This window comes from Agromyces sp. MMS24-K17 (assembly GCF_043950245.1).
Taxonomy (GTDB): Bacteria; Actinomycetota; Actinomycetes; order Actinomycetales; family Microbacteriaceae; genus Agromyces.
On sequence record NZ_CP171640.1, the window covers coordinates 1,446,932 to 1,471,683 of the forward strand.

The 24,752-nt window shown below is 74.8% G+C and carries 24 protein-coding genes and 1 riboswitch; of the genes, 14 read left to right on the forward strand and 10 right to left on the reverse strand.

Annotation, left to right across the window (positions count from 1 at the left end; translation table 11 throughout):
• Nucleotides 1-9: 9 nt before the first annotated feature.
• Nucleotides 10-480: a helix-turn-helix domain-containing protein gene (locus ACGGZK_RS06485; RefSeq protein WP_395245452.1), complete on the forward strand. Its 471-nt coding sequence runs from the start codon at nucleotides 10-12 to the stop codon at nucleotides 478-480.
• A 196-nt stretch (nucleotides 481-676) separates the two neighbouring features.
• On the opposite strand, the gene ACGGZK_RS06490 is transcribed toward ACGGZK_RS06485, so the two are convergent.
• From ACGGZK_RS06490 to ACGGZK_RS06505, 4 genes are all read right to left on the reverse strand, one after another.
• Nucleotides 677-1,309: a ClpP family protease gene (locus ACGGZK_RS06490; RefSeq protein ID WP_395245453.1), complete on the reverse strand. Its 633-nt coding sequence runs from the start codon at nucleotides 1,307-1,309 to the stop codon at nucleotides 677-679.
• Nucleotides 1,306-1,992, reverse strand: coding sequence for a ClpP family protease (locus ACGGZK_RS06495; RefSeq protein WP_395245454.1), 687 nt, complete (start codon nucleotides 1,990-1,992; stop codon nucleotides 1,306-1,308). Before ACGGZK_RS06495 ends, ACGGZK_RS06490 begins: the two co-directional genes overlap by 4 nt.
• 101 nt (nucleotides 1,993-2,093) lie before the next feature.
• Entirely contained in the window at nucleotides 2,094-2,393 is a 300-nt protein-coding gene (locus ACGGZK_RS06500; protein ID WP_395245455.1) for a hypothetical protein, read from the reverse strand.
• A gap of 74 nt (nucleotides 2,394-2,467) precedes the next feature.
• On the reverse strand, nucleotides 2,468-2,845 hold the full coding sequence (locus ACGGZK_RS06505) for a hypothetical protein (RefSeq protein ID WP_395245456.1): 378 nt from the start codon (nucleotides 2,843-2,845) through the stop codon (nucleotides 2,468-2,470).
• Nucleotides 2,846-2,944: 99 nt separating this feature from the next.
• Between ACGGZK_RS06505 and ACGGZK_RS06510 the strand changes: the two genes are divergently transcribed.
• From ACGGZK_RS06510 to ACGGZK_RS06525, 4 genes are all read left to right on the forward strand, one after another.
• On the forward strand, nucleotides 2,945-3,475 hold the full coding sequence (locus ACGGZK_RS06510; protein WP_395245457.1) for a MarR family winged helix-turn-helix transcriptional regulator: 531 nt from the start codon (nucleotides 2,945-2,947) through the stop codon (nucleotides 3,473-3,475).
• Nucleotides 3,472-4,317 carry a 3-hydroxyacyl-CoA dehydrogenase gene (locus ACGGZK_RS06515; protein WP_395245458.1) on the forward strand — a complete coding sequence of 282 codons (846 nt, stop codon included), beginning with the start codon at nucleotides 3,472-3,474 and terminating at the stop codon, nucleotides 4,315-4,317. Before ACGGZK_RS06510 ends, ACGGZK_RS06515 begins: the two co-directional genes overlap by 4 nt.
• A gap of 229 nt (nucleotides 4,318-4,546) precedes the next feature.
• The gene (gene gap / locus ACGGZK_RS06520) at nucleotides 4,547-5,542 is read left to right on the forward strand and encodes a type I glyceraldehyde-3-phosphate dehydrogenase (protein WP_395245459.1); all 996 of its coding nucleotides are present in this window, start codon (nucleotides 4,547-4,549) and stop codon (nucleotides 5,540-5,542) included.
• 157 nt (nucleotides 5,543-5,699) lie between these two features.
• The gene (locus tag ACGGZK_RS06525; protein WP_395245460.1) at nucleotides 5,700-5,972 is read left to right on the forward strand and encodes a DUF4242 domain-containing protein; all 273 of its coding nucleotides are present in this window, start codon (nucleotides 5,700-5,702) and stop codon (nucleotides 5,970-5,972) included.
• Nucleotides 5,973-5,997: 25 nt separating this feature from the next.
• On the opposite strand, the gene ACGGZK_RS06530 is transcribed toward ACGGZK_RS06525, so the two are convergent.
• Nucleotides 5,998-8,871, reverse strand: coding sequence for an ATP-binding protein (locus ACGGZK_RS06530; protein WP_395245461.1), 2,874 nt, complete (start codon nucleotides 8,869-8,871; stop codon nucleotides 5,998-6,000).
• Between the two features lie 166 nt (nucleotides 8,872-9,037).
• On the opposite strand from ACGGZK_RS06530, the gene ACGGZK_RS06535 reads away from it, so the two are divergent.
• The 3 genes from ACGGZK_RS06535 to ACGGZK_RS06545 all read left to right on the forward strand — a co-directional run bounded on the left by ACGGZK_RS06535 (nucleotide 9,038) and on the right by ACGGZK_RS06545 (nucleotide 11,892).
• Nucleotides 9,038-9,301 (forward strand): hypothetical protein, encoded by a 264-nt coding sequence (locus ACGGZK_RS06535; protein WP_395245462.1) that lies wholly within the window; start codon nucleotides 9,038-9,040, stop codon nucleotides 9,299-9,301.
• 34 nt (nucleotides 9,302-9,335) lie between these two features.
• On the forward strand, nucleotides 9,336-10,157 hold the full coding sequence (locus ACGGZK_RS06540; RefSeq protein WP_395245463.1) for an alpha/beta fold hydrolase: 822 nt from the start codon (nucleotides 9,336-9,338) through the stop codon (nucleotides 10,155-10,157).
• 121 nt (nucleotides 10,158-10,278) lie between these two features.
• Complete coding sequence (locus ACGGZK_RS06545; protein ID WP_395245464.1) at nucleotides 10,279-11,892, forward strand: hypothetical protein; 1,614 nt, start codon at nucleotides 10,279-10,281, stop codon at nucleotides 11,890-11,892.
• A gap of 176 nt (nucleotides 11,893-12,068) precedes the next feature.
• Here the strand turns inward: ACGGZK_RS06545 and ACGGZK_RS06550 are convergent, their stop codons facing one another.
• The 3 genes from ACGGZK_RS06550 to thiM form a co-directional block, all read right to left on the reverse strand.
• Nucleotides 12,069-13,445: an MFS transporter gene (locus tag ACGGZK_RS06550; protein ID WP_395245465.1), complete on the reverse strand. Its 1,377-nt coding sequence runs from the start codon at nucleotides 13,443-13,445 to the stop codon at nucleotides 12,069-12,071.
• Nucleotides 13,442-15,748, reverse strand: coding sequence for a bifunctional hydroxymethylpyrimidine kinase/phosphomethylpyrimidine kinase (locus tag ACGGZK_RS06555; protein ID WP_395245466.1), 2,307 nt, complete (start codon nucleotides 15,746-15,748; stop codon nucleotides 13,442-13,444). Before ACGGZK_RS06555 ends, ACGGZK_RS06550 begins: the two co-directional genes overlap by 4 nt.
• On the reverse strand, nucleotides 15,745-16,662 hold the full coding sequence (thiM, locus tag ACGGZK_RS06560; protein WP_395245467.1) for a hydroxyethylthiazole kinase: 918 nt from the start codon (nucleotides 16,660-16,662) through the stop codon (nucleotides 15,745-15,747). The genes ACGGZK_RS06555 and thiM overlap by 4 nt, the downstream gene beginning before the upstream one ends.
• A riboswitch (TPP riboswitch) is annotated at nucleotides 16,653-16,751 on the reverse strand. Its footprint overlaps the gene before it by 10 nt.
• Nucleotides 16,752-16,909: 158 nt before the next feature.
• Here thiM and ACGGZK_RS06565 point away from each other — a divergent pair.
• Entirely contained in the window at nucleotides 16,910-18,316 is a 1,407-nt protein-coding gene (locus ACGGZK_RS06565) for a hypothetical protein (protein ID WP_395245468.1), read from the forward strand.
• A 17-nt stretch (nucleotides 18,317-18,333) separates the two neighbouring features.
• Here ACGGZK_RS06565 and ACGGZK_RS06570 read toward each other — a convergent pair whose 3' ends face one another.
• Nucleotides 18,334-19,410, reverse strand: coding sequence for a DUF2207 family protein (locus ACGGZK_RS06570; protein ID WP_395245469.1), 1,077 nt, complete (start codon nucleotides 19,408-19,410; stop codon nucleotides 18,334-18,336).
• Between the two features lie 93 nt (nucleotides 19,411-19,503).
• On the opposite strand from ACGGZK_RS06570, the gene ACGGZK_RS06575 reads away from it, so the two are divergent.
• The 3 genes from ACGGZK_RS06575 to ACGGZK_RS06585 all read left to right on the forward strand — a co-directional run bounded on the left by ACGGZK_RS06575 (nucleotide 19,504) and on the right by ACGGZK_RS06585 (nucleotide 21,874).
• Nucleotides 19,504-20,214, forward strand: coding sequence for a hemerythrin domain-containing protein (locus tag ACGGZK_RS06575; protein WP_395245470.1), 711 nt, complete (start codon nucleotides 19,504-19,506; stop codon nucleotides 20,212-20,214).
• A gap of 180 nt (nucleotides 20,215-20,394) precedes the next feature.
• On the forward strand, nucleotides 20,395-21,135 hold the full coding sequence (locus ACGGZK_RS06580; RefSeq protein WP_395245471.1) for a glucose 1-dehydrogenase: 741 nt from the start codon (nucleotides 20,395-20,397) through the stop codon (nucleotides 21,133-21,135).
• Nucleotides 21,136-21,244: 109 nt separating this feature from the next.
• Nucleotides 21,245-21,874 (forward strand): TetR/AcrR family transcriptional regulator, encoded by a 630-nt coding sequence (locus ACGGZK_RS06585; RefSeq protein WP_395245472.1) that lies wholly within the window; start codon nucleotides 21,245-21,247, stop codon nucleotides 21,872-21,874.
• 52 nt (nucleotides 21,875-21,926) lie between these two features.
• Here the strand turns inward: ACGGZK_RS06585 and ACGGZK_RS06590 are convergent, their stop codons facing one another.
• On the reverse strand, nucleotides 21,927-22,784 hold the full coding sequence (locus ACGGZK_RS06590; protein ID WP_395245473.1) for an NAD-dependent epimerase/dehydratase family protein: 858 nt from the start codon (nucleotides 22,782-22,784) through the stop codon (nucleotides 21,927-21,929).
• Nucleotides 22,785-22,905: 121 nt separating this feature from the next.
• Between ACGGZK_RS06590 and pnuC the strand changes: the two genes are divergently transcribed.
• Together pnuC and ACGGZK_RS06600 are read left to right on the forward strand one after the other, a co-directional pair.
• Nucleotides 22,906-23,616, forward strand: a complete 711-nt coding sequence (pnuC, locus tag ACGGZK_RS06595) for a nicotinamide riboside transporter PnuC (RefSeq protein ID WP_395245474.1) — start codon at nucleotides 22,906-22,908, stop codon at nucleotides 23,614-23,616.
• Nucleotides 23,613-24,734 carry an AAA family ATPase gene (locus ACGGZK_RS06600; protein ID WP_395245475.1) on the forward strand — a complete coding sequence of 374 codons (1,122 nt, stop codon included), beginning with the start codon at nucleotides 23,613-23,615 and terminating at the stop codon, nucleotides 24,732-24,734. Before pnuC ends, ACGGZK_RS06600 begins: the two co-directional genes overlap by 4 nt.
• The last annotated feature ends 18 nt before the right edge of the window (nucleotides 24,735-24,752 follow it).

The window sequence follows — 24,752 nt, forward strand, 5'->3', positions numbered from 1 at the left end:
CCTCGGCCCATGGCGAGCGTGATCCGGCACCCCTCGATCGACCGTCCGGCCGCCGTGCCGACGCCTGCGAACCGGCGCCGTGCGCTCTGGCGCGAGGCCGTCGGCGCGTTCCTCCGCCGCGAGCGGCTCGAGCAGCGGCGCATCCTCGCCGACGTCGCCCGGGAGGCGGGCGTCTCGATCCAGTACCTCTCCGAGGTCGAGCGCGGGCGCAAGGAGCCGTCGAGCGAGGTGCTCGGCGCCGTCGGCGAGGCCCTCGGGTTCGACCTGGCCGACCTCGCGGCCGGCGTTGCCGCGATGCTCGCCCGCGAGCAGGCCGCGGCGCCCGGCCGACGCGTGCTCGTGCTCCCGTCGAGCACCGGTCTCCCGTCGAGCACGCGCCTCCCGTCGAGCACGGGGGCGACCGCCGGCGGTCTCGGCGCCGGCGGCCTCGCGCCGGTCGCACCGCAGCCCGCGCCGACCGCGATGGCGCTCGCCGCCTGACGTCGGCGTGCCGGCCCGCGCCGTCGCTGCCGTCGCTGCCGTCGCGCCGTTCTCGTGTCCGCGCCACTTCCGGGGCGTCCGCGCCACGGCGTGTGGCGCTATAGGCCGGGAAGTGGCGCGCCAGGGGCGTGGTCCAGGAATGTACCCGGGGCGAGGCATCCGCGACCGACGCCCACCGGACTCACGCCCTCCCGACTCACGACCGCAGGGACGCCGCCCCCACCGCCTGCTCGAGTCCGCCGCGCTGCACCGCGACGAGGTGGTCGGCGATGCCGTACTCGACGGCGGCCGCCGCCGGCAGGATGAGGTCGCGGTCGGTGTCGCGGCGCACCTGCTCGGCGGTGCGCCCGGTGTCGTGCGCGAGCACCGCCTCGAGCTCGTTCCGCACCCGCACGACCTCGTCGGCGTGGATGATCAGGTCGGGGATCGCGCCCTGCCCCTGCGTCGACGGCTGGTGCAGCACCACGCGGCCGTGCCGGAGGATCGACCGCAGCCCGGGCGCCCCGCCCGCGAGCAGCACCGCCGCCGGTCCGCCCGCCTGCCCGACGCAGGTCGTCGCGACGGCCGGGCGGATGTGCTGCATCGTGTCGTACACCGCGAGCGCCGCCTGCGGCGAGCCGCCGGGGGAGTTGACGTAGAGGTTCACCGGGGTGTCGGGACTCTCCGACTCGAGGTGCAGCAGCTGCGCGATGAGCACGTTCGCGACGCCGTCGTCGATCTCGGTGCCGAGGTAGACGATGCGCTCCGACAGCAGCCGGCTGTAGACGTCCATGGAGCGTTCGACGCCGGCACGCCGCTCGACGACGTACGGGATCGCGTACGTGCTCATGCGTCGGCCCTCGCGAACGCGGCGCCCGCGGGTTGCGGCGCGAGCGGATGCATCCCGCCCGGCACGTCCGGCAGGCCGATGCCGACCGTGCGCGCCGGCGGCGCCGGGTAGATGTAGGCCGCGTCGCTCACGACCCGGTCGATGAAGCCGTACTCGACGGCGGCCTGGGCGGTCCACCAGCGGTCGCGCTGCGAGTCCTCGGTGATGCGTTCGAGCGGCTGGCCGGTGTGCTCGGCGATGATCGCGAGCACCGTGTCGCGCGTGTACCGCAGGTCGTCGGCCTGCAGCTCGATGTCGACGGCGGTGCCGCCGATGCCGGCCGACCCCTGGTGCATGAGGATGCGGGCGTGCGGCAACGCGGCGCGCTTGCCCGGCGTGCCGGCCGACAGCAGGAACTGCCCGGCGCTCGCGGCCATGCCGATCGCCAGGGTCGACACGTCGTTCGGGATGGCCCGCATCACGTCCATGATCGCGAGCATCGCCGGCACGCTGCCGCCGGGTGAGTTGATCCAGAACGCGATGTCCTCGCGCGGGTCGTCGGCAGACAGCATCAGCAGCTGGCTGACGAGCCGGTTGCCGCCGGCCTGGTCGAGCTCGCGGCCGAGCACGATCACGCGGCGGTGGAAGAGGCGGGCCTCGAGGTCGGCGTCGACGGGGTTCGGTGGGATGGTCGTGTCGCTCATGCCCCCAGCGTGCGCGGGCGGATGCCTCGAGCGCGACGATTTCCGCCGCGGGCGGATCTGCCTGGGGCGGATGCGCCGGGGACGCCCGGCCGTGCGGCGTGTCAGGCCGCAGGGGCCGCCTCGGACCCGGCCTCGAGCTGCGCCTTCGCCTTGCGGTACCGGGGGCCCCAGACGAGGAAGTTCGTGATGCCGACGACGAGGCCGACGACGGCGAAGAGGCCGGGCACCATGGCGCGGCTCCCCTCGGAGTTCGCATTCACCCAGAGTTGGTCGCCGGCGACGACGAAGATCACCAGCGCGATCACGATCCAGACGGCTCCGACGATGAGCAGCAGCCTGGACAACCGCATCGTCGCCTTCGGGTCCTGCGGTTGCGCGATGGTGGTCTGCTTCTCGGTCACGGGGGCTCCTACAGTCGGGTCGCGGTCGGATCGGGGTTCGGCCCCCAAGATTGCCGCAGCGATCGTGCGCGTGTCTAGACGGCGATGCCGGTGGGTCCGCCGGGGACGACCGCCACCCAGTTCGGCGCCATCGGCCAGACCGTGCCGGTGGAGTCCGCGACGATGAACGCGATCATCGCGTACGACATCACCGTCATCGTGACGACGCCCAGCACCGTGCCCAGCACGGCGAACCACGCGACCCGCCGCGGCACGGCGCGGTAGCGCTCCCGCGCCATCAGTCCGAACCAGATCGCGAAGCCGCCGAAGAACGCGACGACGGCGGTGTTCCCGACCTGGCCTGCGAGCGGCGCCAGGAAGGCGGTCGCGAGCGCGCCGGCGCCGAGGCCGAGCGACGTCCAGCCGAAGAACCGCGCCCAGCCGATGCCCGCGGTGTGCTCGTAGGGGATCATCGCCTCTGATTCTGCCGAGTCGCGGCGGGCCGGGCCACGTTGCGGAATACCCAGAGCCGACCTAATGTTGCATTTTGCAACGACAGGAGGTGGGCGAGCATGGCCGACCGGCGGACCACGGATGCCTCGGGCATCCTGCACGCGCTCATGCTGGTGTCGCGACGCGGCGTCGCCGACGCGCGCACCGCGCCGACCAGCCTCTCGATGACCGAGCAGTCGATCGTCGCCTTCATCGTCGACAACCCGGGCACGCGCGCGATCGACCTCGCCCGCGAGTTCCGCCTGAACCGCTCGACGGTCTCCCGGCAGCTCGCCGACCTCGTGCGCCTCGGGCTCGTCCGCGAGGGCGACGGCCCCGGCCGCGGCCGGCCGCTCGAGCTCACCGAGGCCGGGCGCGCCGCGTACGACGAGACCGTCGCCATCCTCCAGCGCATCGTCGATCGCAGCCTCGACGGCTGGACCGACGCCGAGGTCGGCCGGTTCGCCCGCGACCTCGTGCGCTTCAACGCGGCCGCGACGGCGACGCCCGTCGCGGCCCCCGCAGACGCGGATGCCCCCGGCCGAGACCCGGCCCGAGGCATCCGTTCCACCCAGGACTCCACGAGAGAAGAAGAGGGAACCACCAGATGAAGCACATCACCGTGCTCGGCACCGGCGTGCTGGGCTCGCAGATCGCCTACCAGACCGCCTACCGCGGCTTCGACGTCACCGCCTATGACGTGAACGACGATGCGCTCGCCGCGGCGAAGCAGCGCTTCGAGAAGCTCGCCGCCATCTACCGCGACCAGGTCGCGGGTGCCGCCGACGGCGCTGCGGACGCCGCGCTCGGACGCATCCGCACCTCCGCCGACCTCGCCCAGGCGGTCGCCGACGCCGACCTCGTCATCGAGGCCGTGCCCGAGCAGCTCGAGCTCAAGCGCAAGGTCTACGCGGCGCTCGGCGAGGTCGCGCCGGCCCGCACCATCTTCGCCACCAACTCGTCGACGCTGCTCCCGAGCGACCTCGTCGGCTTCACCGGCCGGCCCGAGCAGTTCCTCGCGCTGCACTTCGCGAACGAGATCTGGGTGCACAACACCGCCGAGATCATGGACGCCCCGTCGACCGACCCCGCCGTGCACGCCGCGGTCGTCGAGTTCGCGGAGCAGATCGGCATGGTGCCGATCGAGGTCAAGAAGGAGAAGTCGGGCTACCTCCTGAACTCGCTGCTGGTGCCGTTCCTCGACGCGGCCGGCGACCTGCTCGTCGACGGCATCGCCGAGCCCGCCGCGATCGACGCCGTCTGGCGCATCGGCACCGGCGCCCCCGCCGGGCCGTTCCAGATCTTCGACGTCGTCGGGCTCACGACGGCCTACAACATCTCCTCGGTCGGCGGCCCCAAGCAGCAGGCGTTCGCGAAGCTGCTGAAGGAGCGCTACATCGACCAGGGCAAGCTCGGCGTCGCCACCGGCGAGGGGTTCTACTCCTACCGCTGAGCGCGGCGCGGCGCCGCCCCCGCCCCGCCGGTCTCGCCGGCTGCGCCACTTCGTGCGCGTTGCACCACCCTGCGTGGCGCAACGCGCGTGAAGTGGCGCAGCGCGCTCCGCTCGGCGACGGATGCACACCGCGGACCGTGGCGAGATCCTTTCGAACCATGGCGTGCCAGCCACTTCTGCGTGGGCGCGCCGTCGGCGAGCATCGACGGGTCGAAAGGAACCACCACACATGACCCGCATCGCCATCAACGGATTCGGCCGCATCGGACGCAACGTGCTCCGCGCCCTGCTCGAGCGCGACACCGACCTCGAGGTCGTCGCCGTCAACGACCTGACCGACCCGAAGGCGCTCGCCCAGCTCCTCCGCTTCGACAGCACGCTCGGCCGCCTCGGCCGGCCCGTCGAGGTCGAGGGCGACGACCTCGTCGTCGACGGGCGTCGCATCCGCGTGCTCGCCGAGCGCGAGCCCGCCAACCTGCCGTGGGCCGAGCTCGGCGTCGAGATCGTCGTCGAGTCGACCGGCCGCTTCACCTCGGCCTCCGCCGCCCGCGCCCACCTCGACGCCGGCGCGAAGAAGGTGCTCGTGAGCGCCCCCGCCGACGGCGCCGACGTCACCCTCGCCTACGGCGTGAACACCGACGCGTACGACGCCGCCGCGCACACGATCATCTCGAACGCGTCGTGCACGACCAACGCGCTCGCCCCGCTCGCGTCGGTGCTCGACGAGCTCGCCGGCATCGAGCACGGCTTCATGACCACGGTGCACGCCTACACGCAGGAGCAGAACCTGCAGGACAGCCCGCACCGCGACCCGCGTCGCGCCCGTGCCGCCGGCGTGAACATCGTGCCGACCACGACCGGCGCCGCGAAGGCCATCGGCCTCGTGTTGCCGCAGCTCGACGGCAAGCTCTCGGGCGACTCGATCCGCGTGCCCGTGCCCGTCGGCTCGATCGTCGAGCTCAACACCACCGTCGAGCGCGAGGTCACCCGCGACGAAGTGCTCGCCGCGTACCGCGCCGCCGCCGACGGCCGCCTGAAGGGCATCCTCGAGTACTCGGACGACCCGCTGGTGTCGGCCGACATCGTCGGTGTGCCGGCCTCGTCGATCTTCGACTCGGCGCTCACCCGCGTCGACGGCAAGCACGTCAAGGTCGTGGCCTGGTACGACAACGAGTGGGGCTTCTCGAACCGCGTCGTCGACACCCTCACGCTGCTCGCCGGCTGACCCGGCGAGCCCCGGCCCGGTCGGCAGCGTCCGACCGGGCCGGTCCGTCGCGCCGGCGGGAGTGGAGCCCGCCGGCGCGACGACCGTCCCCGGACGATGGCCGCGACCCCGGAAGCGGAGTACCCTGACCCGCGAACCGCGCGGAGGAGGTGCCCCGATGCCGTACTTCGTCATCGAACGGAACTACGCGGAGGCCGTGGAGATCCCGGTCGAGTCCGCCGCCGACATCAACCTCATCAACGATGAGGAGGACGTCCGCTGGCTGTACTCGTTCCTCTCCCTCGACCACCGGCGCAGCTACTGCCTCTACGAAGCACCGTCGATCGAGGCGATCATCGCCGCCGCCCAGCGGGCCGGGCTCCCCGCCGACGTCGTCACCGAGGTGACCGGGCGCGTCATGCCGAACGGGCTGCTCGAGCCGGTCGCCTGAGCGGCGCCGGCTCCGCTCGCTCGGCTCACGTCAGTCCCTGCTCGCGCGCGAAGCGCGCCGCTCGCGTGCGGTTCGGCACGCCCGCCTTGGTCAGGATGCTGCGGACGTGGTTCGCCGCCGTGTGCTCGCTGATCACCAGCTCGTTCGCGATCTCGCGGTTGCTGAGCCCGGCCGCGACGAGCCGGAGCACCTCGGTCTCCCGGGCGGTCAGGCCGCCGATCCCCGGCGCGGCGGATGCCTCGGGCAGCGCCCGGAGCACGCGCACGAGCCCGAGCGGCTCGGCGATCGCCCGCGCCCGATCGGCGAGCGCGCGGGACTCGGCCACGTCGCCGTGCGCACGGTGGAACGCCGCCGCCGACGCCGCGGTGTACGCGAGGTCGATCGGTGCGCCGAGCCGGTCGGCGAGGGTGAACGCCCGATCGTACGCGGCCGCCGGGTCGCCGTCGCCGCAGACGGCGTCGAGGTCGCCCAGGTAGCGGTCGGCCGGGCCGAACTGGGCCACGAAGTAGCCCGACACGAGGTTCATGCCGGCGTACTCCGCGACGAGCGGGCGGAGCGCGGTCGAGGCATCCCGATCGCGCAGAGCCACCGCCGCCTCGGCCATGAAGGCGAGCCGGGCCGGCCAGTCCGACGACAGGTGCACGCGCTCCTCGTCGTGCTCCAGCATCCAGTGCAGCATCCGCCGCGCGCCCGCCTCCTTGCCGAGCTCGGTGTACAGCGCGAGCAGGCCGGGCGTCCACGACGAGGTCGCCGGCTCGTCGCCCGTCAGCAGCGCCGAGAACCCCGCCAGCCGGCCGGTCTCGCGGCGCAGCATGTACTCCTGCACGGCACCGGCGCTCGACGGGGCATCCGACCGGAAGAGGTGCTCGATGCGCACGATCTTCGCCAGGGCGAGGCTCGCGTCGGCGAGCCGCCCATCGGCGAAGGCGCGGCCGAAGTGCGCGCACTCGGCCCAGTACGTCCAGAACGAGCCGAACCGCTGCGCGCTCGCCTCGAGCCAGCGCTCCGCGCGCGCCATCGCCTCCGCATCGCCGATGAGGTAGCCGCCGTGGGAGGTCACGCTGCCGCAGTGCCCCATCCAGTCCTCGATGAGCCCCGTGTCGGTGAGGAGGGCGGCGAGCTCGTCCGACCAGGCGAGCCGGTCGCGGATGCCCTCCGGGCGGAGCGTGTGCCACATGCGCGTGCGGATCACCGCCGCGAGGCAGTGCACGTCGTCCTGCTCGCGGGCGAGCGCGAGCGCCCGGTCGCCGATGGCGCCCGCCTCGACGAGGTCGCCGGTGTAGGCGACCGCACGGGAGAGGCTGCTCAGCGCCTCGATCGCGAGCGGATCGTGCTCGTCGACGTCGGCCGCGTCGAGCGCGTTGCGCAGGTGCTCGGCGGCGTGCGCGCCGTGCAGGCCCGGCCGCCAAGACGAGTCCTCGAACCCGATCGCCGCCCGCAGGCGCACCCGCGGGTCGCCCGACTGGAGCACGGCCGCGTGCTGCTCCCGGGCCTTCACGAAGTCGCCGGCGAGCGTCCAGCTCCGAGCCGCCCGCTCGCGCAGGCGGACGACCTCGTCGGCCCGCGACGACAGGCCGGCCGCGCGGGCGAACAACCCGGCCGCCTCGTCGTGGGCGAGCCGCACGTCGGCCGACTCGGCGGCACGGATCAGGTAGGTCACGGCGCGCTCACCGGTGCCGAGCGCGCGGGCCGCGGCGTAGTGGTGGGCGAGCCGCTGCACCAGCCGGGGCGCCGTCGGGAACCGGGCCTCGAGGGTGCGGGCGATGCGCGCGTGCAACCGCGTCGCCTCCGAGGGCGGGATCGGGTCGAGCACCACCTGGCGGGCGATCGCGTGCGGGAACCGGTAGGGATCCTCGGGGCGCGCCGGCGCCTCCAGCAGGCCGCTGCGCACGATCGCGTCGACCGCCTCGAACGTCTCGTCGGGGGAGCCGTCGGCGATCGCGATGAGCTCGACGATGTCGACCTCCTGCCCGAGGAGGGCCGCGATGCGCAGCACGCCGACCTCGCGCTCCGACAGCATCGCGAGGCGCGGGGCGAGGAGCTCGAGTGCCGATTCGGGCGTCCGCATCCGGCCGGTGGGGGCCGCGAGGGCGGCGAGTACCTCCCGCCACGTCGCAGTGACGAGGAACGGGTTGCCGCCGGTCAGCTCCATGAGGGCGTCCGCGGGGCGGGAGCCCTCGACCGGCGGGATGTCGCTGCCGGCCGCCACGAGGAACTCCGCCACGTCGGTCGGCGCGAACGGCAGGAGGGGCAGCCGCCGTACGCCGGGGAGGTGGGTGAGCCGCGCGACCGTCGCCGCGAGCGGGTCGGAGCGGTCGGGCGGTTCGCTCCGGAACGCGGCCAGCACGAGGATGCGCGCGTCGGCGACGGCGACGACGAGCCGGGTGAGCAGCCGCAGCGCGTCCTCGCCGGCCCAGTGGAGGTCGTCGAGCACGACGACGATCGGGTGCACGCGGGACGCGTCGACGAGCAGGTCGACGGCGGCGTCGAGCAGCCGGTCCTGGGCGATGGGCGGGGCATCCGCGGCGTCACGGGCGGTGAGGGCGGCGCGCACCATGGCGGGGAGCTCGCCGCCGTCGCCGTCGCCGTCGCCGCCGAGCGCGTCGAGCAGCGGTGCGAGTGCCTGGTCGAACGGCTCGAACGGGCGGCCGAGCTCCTGGATGCACGCCCCCGCGAGCACCGCGGCGCCCGCCTCGTGCGCCTCCTCGCCCAGTCGCGCGAGGAGCCGCGACTTGCCCGTGCCGGGATCGCCGCTGAGGAACACCGCCTGCCCGGCACCGGCCTCGGCGTCGGCGAGCGCCGAGCGCAGCACGTGGAGTTCCTGGCGTCGGGCCACGAAGGGCGGGGCGCTGGTGTTCGTCCAGCTCGACGGCAGTGCCGGAGCGGTCCAGGACCGCATGTCCTCACGATATCCCCGGCCCCGTGCGGCGGTCGATGACGCGAATTGCCTATGCCGGCCCCGCGCCGAAGATGACCGGTCCGCGTCATGCGGCCGTGCGGGGCGATTCCTAGCGTCGGCCTCAGCCGGCCGCCGGACGCGAGCCGGAGACGAAGGAGTCATCATCATGAACACGCGTTCCGCCCTGCTGGTGGTCCCGCTCGTGCTCGCCGGCGTCGCGCTGTCGGGCTGCAACCTGACGGGCGCCGCAGGCAAGGGGACGGGATCGGTCGGCACCGTCCATGCGCCCGCCACGACGACCAACACCGAGGTCTGCCACATGCCGGCGTGGATCCGGGAGCGCGCCCCGGAGGGCGTGTGCACCACCGCGCCCGACGTGCAGGACGACCTGAACCTCGGCGAGCTGCACCAGGAGCGGATGCAGCAGTGACGGCGGCGACGGCGGGGGTCCGTATCCTCGACGGGTGCAGACCTTCACCGCCGCCGACGGCACCGCGATCGCCTATCACCGCATCGGCGACGGGACGGAGCCGCCCGTGCTCTTCGTGCCGGGCGGCCCGTGCCGCGGCGTCGAGTACCTCGAGGACCTGGCCGGCGCCGGCGAGGTGCCCCCGATCGTCGTGCTGCACCCCCGTGGCACGCCCACGACCGGGGGCCGCTCGCGCGGCTGGTGGACCGACGCCGACGACCTGGTCGGCCTCGCCGACCACCTCGGGCTCGGCTCGTTCGACCTGATGGCCCACTCCGCGGGCACGCGGCTCGCGCTCGCCGCGGAGGCACGGTACCCCGACCGCGTGCGCCGCCTCGCGCTGCTGACGCCTGCGGCCGCCTGGCTCGTCGACGCCGAGCGGGACAGCGTCGAGATCGGCCGCCGGCGTCACGAGCCGGCGGTGGATGCTGCGCTCGATTCCCTCACCGGCCCGGAACCGGTCGACCAGGCCGCGTTCGACGCCGCCCGCGTCGTCGAGGGCCCAGCCGGCTACGCCCACTGGACCGCCCGCGAGCAGGCGCACGACGCGGTCGGCGGCTGGGAGCTCGCGTCGATCGACGCCTACTTCACGGGCGTGCCGGATGACGCGCGCGAACGGGTCCTCGCCGCGCCGCGCCGGCCGACCCTCGTCATCGGCGGCGACGGGGACATCCTCGTCGGGGTGCGCACCGTCGAGGCGTACGCCGCCGCGCTCGACGCCGACCTGCGGATGCTGGCCGACTGCGGCCACTACCCGTGGGTCGAGCAGCCGGCGGCGTTCCGCGCCGCCCTCGACGGATGGCTCGCCGAGGGCTGACCCGACGACGTGCCGCGCGCGAGGGTGCGCTCGACGCGGCCCCGGCCTAGCATCGAGTGACGGCCCCCGCCGACGACCCCCGATCGATCGACCCCCCGGTCGAACCCCCTACGGAGCCACAGTGACGCCTGCCGACGACGCGCGCTCGCCCGCCTTCGGCGCGCCGGTGCCCGATCTCGCCGCCTGGCTCCCGCCGGGCGGCGCCCATCAGGCGCCGACGCCCGCCGATGCCGGGCCGACGGTCGAGCGGACCGCGATCACGCGGCCCGGACGGCGCACCGCCGACATCCAGCGCTACTACCTCTGCTCGCTCGAACCGAGCGGCGAGTTCGACGAGGTGATCGTCGCGGTGAGCGACGGCGACCGGCGCCGCTACTTCACGACGCGCGACGGCGCCGCGATGCACGAGGTCGACGAGGACGAGTTCGAGCTGCGCCGAGCCAGTGGCACCCGGTCGCTCCTCGAACTCTCCGACCGCGAGCTGGGCGACCTCGAGACCGAGCTCGGCTTCGTGCGGCCGGTGCGCGGCCGCAACCCCGTGGCCGAGCAGGCCGCGCGCCCCTGGGTGGCCGATGCGGTCGCGGCGGTGCGTCGGGGCGAGGTCGTCGGTGAGGCTCCCGAGGGCGGCGAAGCTCCCGAGGCGACGGATGCCCCCTCCCAGGCCGCGGCGGATGCCCCGACCGCACTGCTCGAGCCGCTGCCGGCGGAGCTCGCCGAGGCGACTCCGGGCGGCGAGTCCTCGCCTGTGGAGGAGCCCGTGCCCGCCGAGCCCGTGCCCGCCGAGGAACCCGTGCCTGCCGCGGAACCCGTGCCTGCTGGGGAGTCCGTGCCCGCCGCCGCCGACGAATCGGCCTCCGGCCCCGTGCCCGTGCGTGCGGAGGCGTCGGCTCCGGATGCGACGGAGGTCGCGCCGGCGCCGCCCGCGACCCCACCGGTGCCGTTGATCGTGCCGGCCCCGCCGGCCGTGCCGGGCCCGCCGGCCGCGTCGCCCGCACCGGCCGCGCCGTCCGCACCCGTTCTCCCGGTCGCCGTGCCGGTCGCTGTTCCCCCGGTCGTCGCCGAGGCGCCGGCCGATCCGCCCCCGACCCGCCGGTCGCGCGACCGGCAGCCCCCCGCCGACGACGACGCCGCCGAGGTGGCCGCCGCCGAGGAGTTGAGTCGGATGATCGAGGAGTTCGAAGCTGTGATGCACGGTACGACCGAGGCCTTCCCGCAGTCCCAGCAGCCGGGACACGTCGCCCCCGCACCGGCGCAGGCCGCCGCGACCCTGCCGGCCGACGCCAAGGCCGAGGCCGACGCCTGGTCGCAGGTGGGCCTCGCCAAGGGCATCGCGTTCGTCGCCCACCGCGGTCAGGAGGACCGCGTCGGCGCCGCCTACATCGACCACCCGGGCCGGGTCGCCGAGGCGTTCGACCCGGTCGCCGAGCCGGTCGAGACCGCGGCCGCCTGGTTGCACGGCGTGCTCGAGCGCAGCGACCTGACCGAGCGGGAGCTCGCCGAGGCCGGCGTCGCCCCGGAAGTGATCGAGGTGGTCCGCGTGCTCACCCGTGCGGGCGAGGCATCCGACGACGAGTACCACGCGCGCGTCGCCCGGCACCCGGTCGCCCGCCGCGTGCTGCTCGCCGACCTCGCCGACGAGACCGCGCCGTGGCGCCTCCGGCGCCTCGACCACGATGCGCAGCAGCGCCTGGTCGAGGCATCCCGTCGCGCCCGCCTGGTGCTCGGCGCCGACTGACGGCGAGCCCCGACGCCGGGCTGCACCCGACGCCGGGCTGCACCCGACGCCTGCCGCCGGCCCCCTTCGCGGATGAGGAGGAATCCGACCGAGGTCGGCGTGTCGGCACCCGACACGCGGCCTCTCCCGGAATTCCTCCTCATCCGCGTCCCGAGGACGCGAGACGTGCGCCGTGATCAGTCCGCGGTCGCCCCGACCGGCCGCCCGAGCCGCGCCCCCACGACGCCGAGCGCCGCGGCGACGACCATCATCGCGGCGACGGGCCACCAGTGGCCGGCCCACGCCACGAGCGCGGTCGCCGCGAGCGGCGCGAGCCCGCCGCCGACGATCGATGCCGCCTCGCGCCCGATCGAGATGCCCGAGTACCGGACGCTCGGATCGAACAGCGAGGTGAAGTAGGTCGGCTGCGCGCCGTCGCCGGCCGCGTTGACCCCGCCGATCGCGAGCGCGATCACGGCGATGACGAGCACGGCCGACCCGGTGTCGAGCACGGCGAACAGCGGGACGGCGAGCAGGCCGAGTCCGACGAGCGCCGCGGTGATGAGCCGCCCCGGCCCGATGCGGTCGCCCAGCGCGCCCCAGAACGGGCAGAGCACGGCGGCGACCGTCGCGCCGACGAGGAGCGCCGTAAGCGTGACCCAGCGCTCCAGCCCGAGCACGGTCGCGGCGTAGCCGAGGCAGAACACCGAGATGACGTAGAAGCTCGTGTTCTGGCCGACCCGCACGAGGAACACGGCCACGACGTTCCGCGGCTGCCGCAGGGCGGCCACGAGCGGTCGCCGGGCGCGCCGGTCGTTCTGCGCTAGGGCGACGAACTCGGGCGTCTCGTCGACGCGGAACCGCAGGTACGCGCCGACGCCGAGCAGCACGAGGCTCGCGAGGAACGGCACGCGCCAGCCCCACGCGAGCAGCGCCTCCTCGTCGAGCAGCGCGACGAGCACGACGAACGCGAGGTTGCCGAGCACGAGGCCGACGTAGACCGCGCTCGACACGAACCCGCCGCGGATGCCCCGCCCCGACCTCGCGTGCTCCAGCGCCAGCAGCACCGCGCCGCCCCACTCGCCGCCGGTCGCGAGTCCCTGCAGCAGGCGCAGCGCGACGAGCAGGGCGGGCGCGATCGCGCCGACCTGCGCGTACGTCGGGAGCAGCCCGATCGCGGCGGTCGCGAGGCCCATCACGAGGAGCGTGGCGAACAGCACCCGCCGTCGCCCGTGCCGGTCGCCGAGCGCCCCGGCGAGCAGTCCGCCGAGCGGTCGGGCCACGAACCCGGTCGCGTACACGGCGAACGACAGGAGGATGCCCGTCAGCGGGTCGGCGGCCGGGAAGAACAGCGCCGGGAAGACGAGCGCCGCCGCGGTGCCGTAGAGGAAGAAGTCGTACCACTCGAGCACCGTGCCGAACGAGGCCGCGACGACGGCCCGGCGTGCGGGCGCACCGTCGCCCGTCCCGCGTGTCCCGCCCGTTCCGCCCGGCTCGCCTGCACGGTCCGGCCGCCCGGCGTCGCCGTCGGGCGATCCGACCGGCGCGCCGGCGACGATCGTGCCGCCGCTCACGCGGTCACCTCCGCGGCGACCGCGCCGACGAGCGGCGCCGCGAAGAACGCCAGCTCGTGCTCGGACGAGATGCGGAACGCGCGACGCATCCGCTCGCGCACCTCGGGCGTCGCGCGCGACGCGGCGGTCGTCGTGATCGCGATCGCCTCGCGGGTCGCGACGGCGAACGCGGGATCGGCGTACGTCTCGAGCCACGACGCGTACGGATGCTCCGGCCGGCGTGCCGCCTCGCCGAAGTCGCCCGCGGCGAGCCTGGCCCCGAGGTCGGTGTACAGCCAGAAGCACGGCAGCAGCGCGGCGACCAGCACCGGGTACTCGCCGCGCTGCGCGGTCGCGAGCAGGTGGTCGAGGTACGCCGTGGTGGCGGCCACGGGCTCGGCCGCGAACGTCTCGGCCGCGCGCACCGCGTCGGTGGAGGCCCCGGGAGCACCGGGCGCGGTGGCGCCGTCGGATGCCCCGACGAGCCACCGCTCGTGCAGCTCGAGCTCGCCGACGATCGACCCGTGCGCCGAGTTCGCCCAGAACGCCTGGGCCGCCGGGTCGGGCGCGAGCCGCGCGGCCTCGGCGAGCACGCGGGCGTAGTCGCGGAGGTACAGCGCGTCCTGCGCGAGGTACGCCGTGAACGGGCCGCGGTCGAGGGTGCCGTCGGCGAGCCCGCGGATGAACGGCAGCGCGTCGATCGCCTGTCGGACGTCGGCGATGCCCGCCCACCACTCCTGTTCCACCTCTGCCGGTGTCGGCGCGGTGGCGGTGCCGCCGCGCGACCAGAGGCCCGCGAAGTGGTGCACCGGGCCGTGCCCGGACCCGACGCCGAGGGACTCCCCGTGGCGCAGCGACTCCCGCAGCCAGCGCCGGGCCTCGGCGACCGCCGGCTCCCAGTCGCCGCGCGCGGCGCGGAGCGTCGCGATCGCCGACGAGAGCGAGCAGCCGGTGCCATGGGTCGCGGTGGTCGCGATGCGGTCGCCCGGGAACTCGACGATGGTCGCCGTCGCGGCGTCGACGAGCGCGTCGGGAGCGTCGTCGCCGAGGAGGTGGCCGCCCTTCGCGAGCACTCGCACGCCGTATCCGGCCGAGACGGTTTCGGCCTGCGCGATGACACCCGCCCAGGTGGTCGCGGGTTCGGCGTCGGCGAGCACGGCGAGCTCGGCGACGTTCGGCGTCACCAGGTCGGCGAGGGGGAGCAGGTCGCGCAGCGCCCGCTCCGCGTCGGGGTCGAGCAGGCGGTCGCCGCTCGTGGCCACCATCACGGGGTCGAGCACGACGACGGGCGGCCGCACGCGGCCGAGCCAGTCGGCGACGGTGCGGATGACGTCGGCGTTCGCGAGCATGCCGACCTTCACCGCGTCCACGCGGATGTCGTCGGCGATCGCGTCGAGCTGCTCGGCGAGGAACGCGGCCGGCGGCACGTGCACGCCGCGTACGCCGCGGGTGTTCTGCGCGGTGAGGGCCGTGATCGCGGCCATGCCGTAGCCGCCGACCGCCGAGATCGACTTGAGGTCGGCCTGGACGCCGGCCCCTCCGGACGGGTCGCTGCCGGCGATGCTGAGCACGAGGGGCACCTGCGCCTTCGCCGCCGGGCGAGGGGCGGCGGTCGGGGTCTCGATACGGTCGCTGCGCTCCCTACTCGACCACCGGTCGGCGGGGACCGCTCCCGCCCACGCCGCCGCGAACGACACCGACACCGCCTGCGGGTCGGGTGCGGCGCAGATCGCCGACACCACGGCCACGCCTGCGGCGCCCGCCTCGACGAGGGGCGCGACATCCGTCACGCGGATGCCGCCGATCGCGACGCACGGCAGTTCGGCCGCCGCGGCGAGGCGGGCGAAGCCGTCGACGCCGAGTGCCGGCGGGTGGTCGGGCTTGGTCGTCGTCGGGCGGATCACGCCGACGCCCAGGTGGTCGACCGTGCCGCGGGGCATCCGTGCGACCTCGGCGAGGTGCGCCGGCGTGTTCGCCGTGAGGCCGACGATCGCGTCGGGGCCGAGGGCGGCGCGCGCCGCGACCGGCGACGCGTCGCCCTGCCCGAGGTGCACCCCGTCGACGCGGATGCCCCGTGCGCGTGCCGCGACGGCGACATCGAGCCGGTCGTTCACGAGGAGGGCCGCCCGGCCGTCGATCGCCTCGGCGAGCTCGGCGAGCTGCCGCAGCACGTCGGCGTCGGAGGCATCCTTGTCGCGCAGCTGGACCGTGCGCACGCCGCCCGCGACCGCCTCGGCGACGACGGCGGCCACGCCGCGGTCGCCGCACAGGGCGGCGTCGGTGACGAGCATGAGCGAGAGGTCGAGCGCGGTGCGGGCGCTCACGCGGCGGTCCCGTCGGCGGCCACGACGTCGGACCGCGGCACCGAGGTGGTCACGGTCACGTGCGCCCGGGCGCGGAGGTCGGCGGCGTCCACGCTCGCGAGCGCGTCGAGGAACCGGGCGGCGAACGTGCCCGGCCCCGGCCGGTCGCCGGCCGTCGCGAGCTCGGCCGCGACCGTGTACGCCAGGGTCGCCGCGACCGTGGCGGAGAACTCGTCGACGCCCGCGTCGCCCTCGGCCCGAGCCGCCCGCGCGGCTCCGAGGAACGCGGCCGTGACCGCGCCGAGCGCGCAGCCGCCGCCGGTCACCCTGGTGAGCAGCGCGTCGCCGTTCGCGATCCGCGCGACGCGGGTGCCGTCGGTGATGAGGTCGACCGGCCCCGAGACGGCGACTACCGAGCCGAACGTCGTGGCGAGGTGCGCGGCCGCCTCGGCGGCGGCATCGGTCGAGTCGGCGGCGTCGACGCCGCGGCCGCCGGCGCCGGTGCCCGCGAGGGCGAGGATCTCCGACGCGTTGCCGCGGATCGCGGTCGGCCGGAGCGCGACCAGCTCGTGCGCGAGCGCCGTGCGGATCGGCAGGGCGCCGATCGCGACGGGGTCGAGCACCCACGGCGTGCCGGCCGCGGTCGCGGCGGCGACGGCCTCCCGGGCGGCCTCGCGCTGCTCGGGGTTCGGCGTGCCGAGGTTCACGAGCAGGCCGCCGGCGACGCCGGCGAACGGCCCGGCCTCGCCGACGATGTCGACCATCGCTGGTGCCGCGCCGATGGCGAGCAGCGCGTTCGCGGTGAAGTTCGTGACGACGCTGTTCGTGATGCAGTGCGTCAGCGGGGTCGTGGCGCGGAGCCGTTCGAGGAGCGCCGCGGCGTCCTCCCAGGCATCCGTCCGTTGGGCAGGGTCGATGGAGAGGCGTGCGCGCATGGCGACATCCCTTCGCTAGTCCGAACTAGATCAGGTTCGACGGGTGTGTTCTCAGCCGTGCGGAACGCACGGCACCCCGTGTCACTGGTCGCGAGCCTAGCGCGACGCCCGCCCGAGCACGACCGACGGGCGCGGCGGGCGCAACCGTGCGAAGCCGCGGCGAATCCGGAAGTTCATCTCCGGTCGCTTGCGGCGCCCGCCCGACTGCCCTAGCGTGCCCCCGACGTTGGACCGTTGGGGGGCGGACATGGGCGTTGGGAAGGTGCGCGCGCACGGCACGCGTCGGATCGCGATCGGGGCCACCGCGGCGGTCGCCGTGACACTCGGCATCGCGGCGCCGGCCGCCGCGGAGGTCGCGTCGGTCCGACCGGTCGGCACCTGCGGGGAGTTCGCCGAGGCGCTCGAGACGTCTGGAACCGTGGTGCTCACGCGGACGATCGGCGCGACGTTCGCGGAATGTCCGCCCGCCGAGCTCGGGGCGGGGGCGGACGTCGTGATCGACCTCGTCCGGTACGGGCTGTACCTCGGCGGCGACGACGCCCCCGGCGCCGGGTTGTTCGTGCCCTCCGACGCCAGGCTCACGATCCGCGGTGAGGAGCAAGGCGCGTACCTGTACGCAGGGGGCTCCGATGGAGCGGGCATCGGCGCCCGGCCCGGATCCGGCCCGAGCGGCGATATCCGGATCGAGGGCGGCTACGTCCAGGGCTTCAGCGTGCACGCTGCCGGCGTGGGTGGCGCCGACGGCGATGCCACCGTCGTCGTGACCGGCGGACGGGTGTTCGGCGGCGCGTACTCGGAATCGAGTCCCGTCAACGCCGCCGGGATCGGCGGCGGCGTTCGCGGCGTGGGCCGGGTGACCGTCCTCGGCGGCATCGCGGAAGGCCGGTCGGTGGTGGGTGCGGGCATCGGCGGCGGCGCCGAGGGCGACGGCGTCGTGACGATCGACCTTCCCGCCGACGAAGGGCAGTGGGTCTCCGCGGAGAGCCGTTCGGGCTCGGGCATCGGCACCGGGAACCGCGGCGGCTCCGCCGTCGTCGACATCCGAGGCGGTCGCGTGATCGCCTCGGCCTGGGGCGCGAGCGGCACTGGCCTCGGCGATGTGGCGAAGCGCGGCAGCGTGACGATCTCCGGCGTGCCGTCGGTGGACGTCGACTCGATCCGCAGCGGACGCATCGAGATCCTCGGCGGCTCGGTGTACGGCAGCGACCGCGCCGCGGCGATCGATCCGCGGCCGGTCGCGGGCCCGACGCCGCTCTCGCAGGCGTACGTCGCGGTGGTGAAGGGCGGTCGACCGGTGGTGCCGGGCCCGCGGCTCGTCGTGGTCGACGCGGCCGGGGCGCCGACCGGGTACGAGGCGTTGGCAACGGCGCGGGGGAGCGCCTACCTATGGCTCCCGCCGGGGCCGGCGTTCATCCGCGCGGAGGTCGACGGGGTCCGTCGCACGTTCCCGGTGACCGTCGCCGCCGACGGCTCGACCCGGGCGACGCTCGACTTCAGCGGGCCGACCCTGCAGGACCGCATCGTCGCCCGCTTCGCCGAGCTCGCGCGGCGCCTCGGCGACAGCGACGCGGCGGTCGCCCGGATCGCGAAGGAGCTGCGCATCCCGGAATCGACGGTGCGGTACTGGCTGCGGCAGGCGGGCGAGCTCGGCTGATCCCGCGACGGATGCTCCTACGGCGCGAGGCTCCCCAGGAAGTCGAACGCCCCGCCGACGGCCTCGACGACGCCGCCCGAGGCATCCACCAGGTCGCCGACCGCGAGCCCGAGCTCGACCATCGAACCGAGCGCGTCGGCGAGGAGGAAGAGGTCGCTCGTGACCTCGAGCGCGTCGCCGAGGGTCGCGAGCGACGTGTCGCCGAGCTCGCTGTACTGGAGCCTGAGGTGCGCGACCCACTCCCGCTCGATGCCGAACAGCACCGCGTACGGCAGCAGCCGCTCGTTGAGGCGGAACCGGCCGGCGTCGGTGTCGAGCACCTCGCGCAGGTCGGCGGGCACGTCGGCGAGCTCCGCGCCCTGCGGCGACTGGAGGGCGCGCAGCCGGTCGGCCTCGGCGACCGTGAGGTACTGGCGGATGCCGTCGAGGTGCTGCCGCCAGGGGAGGGCGGCGGACGTGAACCGGTGCGGCCGGCCGGCCGGCGTGACCGCGAGGGCGGCGATGATCGCCGCGAGTGTGCCGATCGCGATGCCGAGCTCGAGGCCGCTGCCGTCGATGAGCGCCAGGCCGATCGGCCAGATCGCGATGACGAGCATGAGCGAGGCGATCCAGCGCAAAACGGAGCGGCCGGCGGTGCGGCCGTCGACGAGGCCGGCCCGGGTGAGCTCCCGCACCTCGCGGTCGGCGAACTCGCGCAGCCGGCGGCCGACCGCGCGGCCGTCCTTCGAGAAGCGGCGGACGCGATGGCCGGGATGCCCCGGGCCGAACAGGGCCTCGAGCAGCAGGGCCTCGCGAGCGTCGAAGGTCGCGCCCTCGACGAGCTCGACGGCCACGGTCGCGCGCTTCCCGCTCGACGTGTCGGCGATGAGGCGCACCTTGCGCCGCACGGCGAGGTCGAGGAGGCCGGCGGTCGCGGCACGGCGCTCGCGGCCGGCGAGGACGGCGTCGCCGACGACGGTCGACCCGCGCCGCGGCGCGTACTCGACGACGAGGGAGCGGGGCAGGCGCCCGTCGCGCACGCGAGCGGTGATGGCGCACGCGAGCAGGACGACGGCGATCGCGGCGGCGAGGACGACCGCAGGCAGGATGGACACGCTGGGAGCCTAGCGAGGGCGGTTGCCGCTCCGGCGGAGCGGGCGTAGGTTGCGAGCGTCGACGACGTCGTCGAAACCCGAGGGAGGTCCCCCATGCCTGCCACCCCACTGCCCGCGAGCGGTTCCCTGCCCGGCGATGACGGCAGCCCCGACGATCGGACCTGCGACGCGAGCGGGATGATCGAGATCCACCGGATGTTCCGCGCCGGCTTCGCCGAGGCGCCGTCGCTGGTGCGCGGCGTCGCCGAGGGCGACGCGAGCCATGCCGATGCCGTCGGCGGGCACCTCGACATGCTCGCCGTGGGACTGCACGCGCACCACGAGGGCGAGGACTCGCGGCTGTGGGGTGCGCTGGTGCAGCGGGCGCCGAGGTGCGCCACGCACGTGGCCCGGATGCAGGCGCAGCACGCGGCGATGCTCGTGCACCTCGACGCCCTCGATGCGGCGCTGCCGGCGTGGCGGAAGCACGGGCGCGCGGCCGAGGCATCCGCCGTGCTCGCCGCGCTCGACGGGATCAATGCGGCCCTCGAGGTGCACCTGCCCGACGAGGAGGCGAACATCGTGCCCGTGATGGAGATGACGATCACGCCGCAGGAGATCCGCTGGTTCTCGGAGCACGGGCGGCGCGCGACGCCGAAGGGGAAGTCGTGGGCGCAGCTCGGGGCGATCCTCGCAGCGCAGCCCGACGGCGGCGAGGCGTGGCAGCGCGAGCACCTGCCGGCGCCCGCGCGGCTGGCGTGGCGGCTGATGGGACGCCGCCGTTACGAGGCGGAGCGCGCGTCGCTGACCCGCCCGGGGCGGTAGCGGCCGCCGCGAACCTCCGAGTCCGGTGGGAGCGGGGCCTCGGCACGTCCCGCATCTGCTCTACAGGTGTAGATTAGAGCGATCAGACACCGAGGTCGACACCGCACACGAGTCAGGAACCCGCGCCGATGCCGACCTCTCGCCCGGGCCACCTCCCGGGCCCGAACGAAAGGTCATGACATGGCACGCGTCTCCGGCAAGGTCGCCCTCATCAGCGGCGGGGCCCGCGGCATGGGCGCCTCCCACGCCCGCCTGCTCGTCGAGGAGGGCGCCAAGGTCGTCATCGGCGACCTGCTCGACGCCGAGGGCGAGGCGCTCGCCGCCGAGCTCGGCGACGCCGTCCGCTACGTCCACCTCGACGTCACGAAGATCGCCGACTGGGAGCGGGCCGTCGAGGTAGCCGTCGCCGAGTTCGGCCGGCTCGACGTGCTCGTCAACAACGCCGGCATCGCGAACTTCGGCCCCATCGAGGAGTACACCCTCGAGGCATGGGACCAGATCATCGCGATCAACCTCACCGGCGTCTTCTACGGCATCAAGGCCGCGATCCCCGCCCTGAAGGCGTCGGGCAAGGGCTCGATCATCAACATCTCGTCGACCGCCGGCCTCCAGGGCTACGAGGCGCTGCCCGGCTACAACGCCGCGAAGTACGGCGTGCGCGGCCTCTCCAAGAACGCCGCCCTCGACCTCGGCCGCTACAACATCCGCGTGAACTCGGTGCACCCGGGCGTCATCCGCACGCCGATGACCGACGCGCTCGACACCCCGCAGAACCACGTCGCGTTGCACCGCGTCGGCGAGCCGATCGAGCTGTCGAACCTCATCCTGTTCCTCGCCAGCGACGAGTCGAGCTTCTCGACCGGCGCCGAGTTCGTCGCCGACGGCGGCGAGACCGCGGGTCTCGCGCACTACGACGCCTGACCCGGGTCGAGCACGGACGACGCGGATGCCCCGCGCGAGCACCGACGGCGGAGGTCCCAGGCCGCCGGCTCGCGCGGGGCATCCGCACGCCCGTCGCTACCCTGATCGCATGGCCACGCACCCTGCCGCGCACTCCGCTGCGACCGACGCGATCCGCGTCGATCCGCGGCAGCTGCGCACCCGGCACGCGCTCGCCGAGGCGCTCGTGCGGCTGCTCGAACGCACGCCGCTCGACCAGATCACCGTGGCCGAGCTGTGCCGCGAGGCCGGCGTGCACCGCACCACGTTCTACGGCCACTTCGACGGCGTCGCCGAGTTCGCGCTCGCCGAGTTCAGCCAGGGGATCGACCGCATCGCCGCCGTCGAGGTCGACCCGGCCGGCGAGTCCTCGCCCGACGTGGCGCGCCGCTACCTCGCGTCGATGCGGGCGATCCTCGCGCACATCGCCGAGGAGCGCGCCGGCTACCGGACCCTGTTCGGCCCGGCGACGCGCGGGGTCTTCCGCATCGCGCTCGAGGACCAGCAGCGCCGTCGCGCCCGCCTCGCGCTCGAGGTCTGGCGCGCGCAGGGCGTGCCCGGCGCTCCCGCGACGGATGCCGCGATCGAGCAGGCGGCCGCGTTCATCGCCGGCGGCCTCGTCGGCGTGATCGAGGCGTGGGCGCTCGGCGACGACGACGACACGGCGGATGCCTCGGCCCGCGTGCTCGACCTCATGCCGGCGTGGTGGCCGCGCGGCTGAGCCCCGCCCCGCCCCGCCGTCGCCCCGCCGCGCGGCTGAGGATCACTCCGCGTCACCACGCCTCGCCGAGCGGGTGCTCGGGCGACGTGAACTCGCCCCCGATCGGGCCGGGGCGTTCCGGCACCTCGGGCGGCGCGCCGTCGCGCGCGGTGAGGAACGCGATCGTGTCGTCCTGCGGTTCGAACCCGATGGCGTGGCCCGCCCGCAGGTCGAAGCCGCCGGGCGCGTTCGCCGACACGCCCCACACGATGTGGTGCCGGCCGTCGTCGAGCGCGATCGCCGCCTCGAAGAGGCGAGCGGTGTCGCCGGGCGAGAGCCAGTGCGACAGGCCCCGACCGGGGCCCGGCGCGAGGGTGAACGCGCAGATCCGCGCCGAGACGATGCTCATCCCGAAGCGGTCGGCGTAGAGGCTGCCGAGGGCCTCGAGCGCCGCCTTCGTGACGCCGTAGTACGTGTCGGGGCGCGGTACGAGCACCTCGGTGGCCGCGGCCTCCGCCGGGTCGGCGAACCCGACCGCGTGGATGCTGCTCGCGAGCAGCACGCTCCGCGCGCCGCCGAGGCGTGCGGCCTCGAGCACCTTCTGCGTGCCGTCGATGTTGACCCGCACGAGGTCGGCCCACGGCTGCTCCGTCGCGAGGGCCGCCAGGTGCAGCACGGCGTCGGCGCCGTCGAGCGCCGCGCGGATCGCGTCGTCGTCCTCGATCGACGCGCGGACGAGCTCCACCCGTCCGGGGTCGAGCGCGGCGGATGCCTCGCCCCACGGGCCGTCCTCCACGCGATCGGGCAGGTCGGTGTCGACGAGTCGCAGCATCCGGCCGGGCCGGTCGAGCAGCGGGACGACGAGTCGCCCGATCCGCCCGGACGCCCCCGTGACCGCCACCGTCTCGTGCCCCGGGTCGTGGGTCGCCATCGCAGCCTCCTCGTCGCGTCGTCCGGTCCGAGTCTGCCGCGCGCCGTGCCCGAGGCGGAAGTGTCATACCGTGTCGGAGGACCGCGTCGTCGGAACGCCGCGCACGACCCGAAGGAACCGCATGACCCTGACCGACCTGCTCACCTGGCCGCTGTTCGCGATCGCCGACCAGCCCGTCACCGTGGTCGAGGCGATCGGATTCGTGACGGGCGCCCTGTGCGTCCTGGCGGTCGCCCGGCAGAGCATCTGGAACTGGCCGCTCGGCCTGGTCAACAACGCCGCCTTCTTCGCCCTGTTCCTCGGCGTCGGCCTCTACGCCGACGCGACGCTGCAGGTCGTCTTCGCGGCGCTCAGCGTCTACGGGTGGATCAACTGGCACCGCCGCCGCGTCGGTGGCATCCGGCTGCCGATCCGCCGCGCCGGCCGGGTCGAGGTCGTGCTCGGGCTCGTCGCCGCGGTCGTCGCCACGGTCGCGGTCGCGCTGCTGCTCGCCGCCGAGACCGACTCGGCGGTGCCCTGGCCCGACGCCTTCGTGCTCGCGTTCTCGCTGCTGGCGACCTGGGGCCAGGCCCGCAAGCTCATCGAGCAGTGGTGGGTGTGGATCGCCGTCGACGTCGTGTCGGTGCCGCTCTACCTCGTCAAGGGGCTCTGGCTCACGGCCCTCCTCTACACCGGGTTCCTCGCCCTCTGCGTGTGGGGCCTCCGCGGCTGGACCCGCGAGCTGCGGGCCCAGCGCGCCGCGTATGCCGGACACGGCATGGATGCCCCGAGCGATCCGGTCGACGTCGAAGCCGGCACCGAGCACACGCGCGCGGCGGCGGTCCGCGCATGACCGCGCACGGACTCGTCATCGGCAAGTTCTACCCGTTGCACGCCGGCCACCTCGGTCTCGTGCGCTTCGCGGCATCCGAATCGGCCGCCCTCACCGTCATCGTCCTGGGCACCGTGTTCGAGTCGGGGTCGCACGAGCGACGCGCCGACTGGTTGCGCGCCGAGCTCGCGGCGGCGGGCGCCGAACTCGGCCACGTCGAGGTGCTCGCGGTGCGGTGCGATGCGCCCGAGGAATACGGCACCGAGATCGCGTGGGTCGCGAACGTCGCGATCATGCGGGCCGCGCTCGCAGCGGCCGGGCGGCCGGCGCCGACGGCGGTGTTCTCCTCCGAGCCGTACGGGGTCGAGCTCGCCGCCCGATTCGGTGCCGAGCACCGCGCCTACGACGTCGCGCGGGAGGGGCATCCGATCAGCGGCACCGCGATCCGCGCCGACCTCGCGGGCCGCTGGAGCGAGGTCGCCCCGGCGGCTCGGCTCGACCTCGCGACGCGGGTCATCGTCACCGGCGCGGAGTCGACCGGCACGACGACGCTCACGACCGCGCTCGTCGACCACTACCGGGCGAACGGCTTCGCGGCGATGCCCGTCGTGCCCGAGTACGGCCGCGACTTCACCTACGAGCTGCACGCCGAGACCGAGGAGCGGCTCGGCCGCGAGGTCGCGATGGACGACCTCGTCTGGCTGCCCGAGCACTTCGCCCGCATCGCCGAACGCCAGAACGAGCTCGAGGACGCCGCCGCGATGGCCTGCCCGCTCGTCATCGCCGACACCGACGCGTTCGCGACCGAGCTGTGGGAGCGGCGGTACCTCGGTGCGACCTCCGACGAGACGCACCGCTTCGGCACCGATCGGCTGCCGCCCCGTGACGTGTACCTCGTCACCGACCACGTCGGCGTGCCCTTCTTCCAGGACGGCTGGCGCGACGGCGAGCACATCCGCGCCGACATGAACGGATGGTTCGTCGACGAGCTGACCCGCCGCGACGCGTCGTGGGTGCTGCTGCGCGGCGCTCCCGAGGAGCGGCTCCGCTACGCCGTGCGCCTCATCGACGCCCTCTGGGCGCGCAACGCCACGTTCGCGTCGCCCCCTTGGCGTTCGTCGCCCCCGTCGGTCGAGTAGCGCCCGAGCGCAGCGAGG

Coding starts and splice junctions, on each gene's coding strand:
- ACGGZK_RS06530 (WP_395245461.1), bottom strand. CDS start 8,871: ATGCGGTCCTGGACCGCTCCGGCACTGCCGTCGAGCTGGACGAACACC.
- gap (WP_395245459.1), top strand. CDS start 4,547: ATGACCCGCATCGCCATCAACGGATTCGGCCGCATCGGACGCAACGTG.
- thiM (WP_395245467.1), bottom strand. CDS start 16,662: ATGCGCGCACGCCTCTCCATCGACCCTGCCCAACGGACGGATGCCTGG.
- ACGGZK_RS06525 (WP_395245460.1), top strand. CDS start 5,700: ATGCCGTACTTCGTCATCGAACGGAACTACGCGGAGGCCGTGGAGATC.
- ACGGZK_RS06495 (WP_395245454.1), bottom strand. CDS start 1,992: ATGAGCGACACGACCATCCCACCGAACCCCGTCGACGCCGACCTCGAG.
- ACGGZK_RS06575 (WP_395245470.1), top strand. CDS start 19,504: ATGCCTGCCACCCCACTGCCCGCGAGCGGTTCCCTGCCCGGCGATGAC.
- ACGGZK_RS06515 (WP_395245458.1), top strand. CDS start 3,472: ATGAAGCACATCACCGTGCTCGGCACCGGCGTGCTGGGCTCGCAGATC.
- pnuC (WP_395245474.1), top strand. CDS start 22,906: ATGACCCTGACCGACCTGCTCACCTGGCCGCTGTTCGCGATCGCCGAC.
- ACGGZK_RS06580 (WP_395245471.1), top strand. CDS start 20,395: ATGGCACGCGTCTCCGGCAAGGTCGCCCTCATCAGCGGCGGGGCCCGC.
- ACGGZK_RS06585 (WP_395245472.1), top strand. CDS start 21,245: ATGGCCACGCACCCTGCCGCGCACTCCGCTGCGACCGACGCGATCCGC.
- ACGGZK_RS06505 (WP_395245456.1), bottom strand. CDS start 2,845: ATGATCCCCTACGAGCACACCGCGGGCATCGGCTGGGCGCGGTTCTTC.
- ACGGZK_RS06600 (WP_395245475.1), top strand. CDS start 23,613: ATGACCGCGCACGGACTCGTCATCGGCAAGTTCTACCCGTTGCACGCC.
- ACGGZK_RS06565 (WP_395245468.1), top strand. CDS start 16,910: ATGGGCGTTGGGAAGGTGCGCGCGCACGGCACGCGTCGGATCGCGATC.
- ACGGZK_RS06535 (WP_395245462.1), top strand. CDS start 9,038: ATGAACACGCGTTCCGCCCTGCTGGTGGTCCCGCTCGTGCTCGCCGGC.
- ACGGZK_RS06510 (WP_395245457.1), top strand. CDS start 2,945: ATGGCCGACCGGCGGACCACGGATGCCTCGGGCATCCTGCACGCGCTC.
- ACGGZK_RS06590 (WP_395245473.1), bottom strand. CDS start 22,784: ATGGCGACCCACGACCCGGGGCACGAGACGGTGGCGGTCACGGGGGCG.
- ACGGZK_RS06490 (WP_395245453.1), bottom strand. CDS start 1,309: ATGAGCACGTACGCGATCCCGTACGTCGTCGAGCGGCGTGCCGGCGTC.
- ACGGZK_RS06485 (WP_395245452.1), top strand. CDS start 10: ATGGCGAGCGTGATCCGGCACCCCTCGATCGACCGTCCGGCCGCCGTG.